At 69.1% G+C, this 1,490-nt stretch carries 1 protein-coding gene; it reads left to right on the top strand.

Annotated features, from left to right (window positions below; translation table 11 throughout):
• Positions 1 to 267 precede the first annotated feature (267 nt).
• Entirely contained in the window at positions 268 to 1,467 is a 1,200-nt protein-coding gene (locus tag ACIQPQ_RS37550) for an IS110 family transposase (RefSeq protein WP_401313441.1), read from the top strand.
• Positions 1,468 to 1,490: the final 23 nt, after the last annotated feature.

Below are 1,490 nucleotides of genomic sequence, written 5' to 3'. Positions count from 1 at the left end.
CCCCCGTTATGTTTTCCGCGGTCCTGCAAGAGGGCCGCTGGCCTCCGGGCCCGGCATGACTGTTCCCCCCTGTCGAAGGCATGACCTGGGGGGTGGTGTCACCGGGTCCGAGAGGCGCCGTTGGAGACGCTGATGAGAGGTCCGACTACCGCCTGGCCTGGCGCAATGCCCGGCCGCTCGCGGGCGGCAGGTCTGCATAACGTGGATGCGCGCACGACGCCAACGCCGAGGCCGGCACCGCACAACCCCGCATCGGAGGACGGCTTGATGGAGTACGACGAGATAGGCGTCTTCCTGGGCCTGGACGTCGGCAAAAGCCACCACCACGGCCACGGACTCACCCCGGCCGGCAAGAAGGTCTTCGACAAGCAGCTACCCAACACCGAACCGAAACTGCGGGAGGTCTTCGAGAAACTGAAGACCAAGTTCGGCGCTGTTCTGGTGATCGTGGACCAGCCTGCCTCGATCGGAGCCCTCCCGCTGACGGTGGCCCGCGACACCGGCTGCGAGGTCGCCTATCTGCCCGGCTTGTCCATGCGGCGGATCGCCGACCTCTACCCGGGCGAGGCGAAGACCGACGCCCGCGACGCGGCCGTGATCGCGGATGCGGCCCGCACCATGCCGCACACCCTGCGCTCGCTGGAACTCACCGACGAGATCACCGCCGAGCTCACGGTCCTCGTCGGCTTCGACCAGGACCTGGCCGCCGAGGCCACCCGCACCAGCAACCGGATCCGCGGCCTGCTCACCCAGTTCCACCCGTCCCTGGAACGAGTCCTCGGCCCCCGGCTCGACCACCAGGCCGTCACCTGGCTCCTCGAACGCAACGGATCCCCTGCCGCCCTGCGAAAAGCCGGCCGCCGCAGACTCGTCGAGGTGATCCGGCCCAAGGCCCCCCGCATGGCCGCGCGGCTGATCGACGACGTCTTCGACGCGCTCGACGAACAGACCGTCGTCGTCCCCGGCACCGGGACCCTCGACATCGTCATCCCCTCCCTGGCCCGCTCGCTCGGCGCCGTCCACGAACAACGCCGGGCCACAGAAGGCCAGATCAGTGCCCTGCTGGAGGCCCACCCTCTTTCCAAGGTCCTGACGTCGCTGCCCGGCGTCGGCGTCAGGACGGCCGCCACCATGCTGGTCACCGTCGGCGACGGCACCGGCTTCCCCACCGCCGCTCACCTCGCCTCCTACGCAGGACTCGCCCCGACCACGAAGTCGTCCGGGACCTCGATCCACGGCGAACACGCACCCCGAGGCGGCAACCGGCAGCTCAAACGCGCGATGTTCCTGTCCGCGTTCGCCGCCCTGCACGACCCCGCCTCCCGCACCTACTACGACAAATGCCGGGCCCGAGGAAAGACCCACACCCAAGCCCTCCTCCGGCTCGCCCGGCAACGGATCAACGTGCTGTTCGCGATGCTCCGCGACGGCACCTTCTACGAACCCCGAACCCCACGCCTCGCTTGACGAAAGACATAGAGGCACCCCCC

The sequence above is a fragment of the Streptomyces sp. NPDC091281 genome (assembly GCF_044757425.1).
Lineage (GTDB): Bacteria > Actinomycetota > Actinomycetes > Streptomycetales > Streptomycetaceae > Streptomyces.
Note: the sequence above shows the minus strand (reverse complement) of the source record. Positions and strands in the feature narration are given on the sequence as shown.

Excerpts from the sequence above, each read along its gene's own strand:
- ACIQPQ_RS37550 (WP_401313441.1), top strand. The coding sequence starts at position 268 with ATGGAGTACGACGAGATAGGCGTCTTCCTGGGCCTGGACGTCGGCAAA.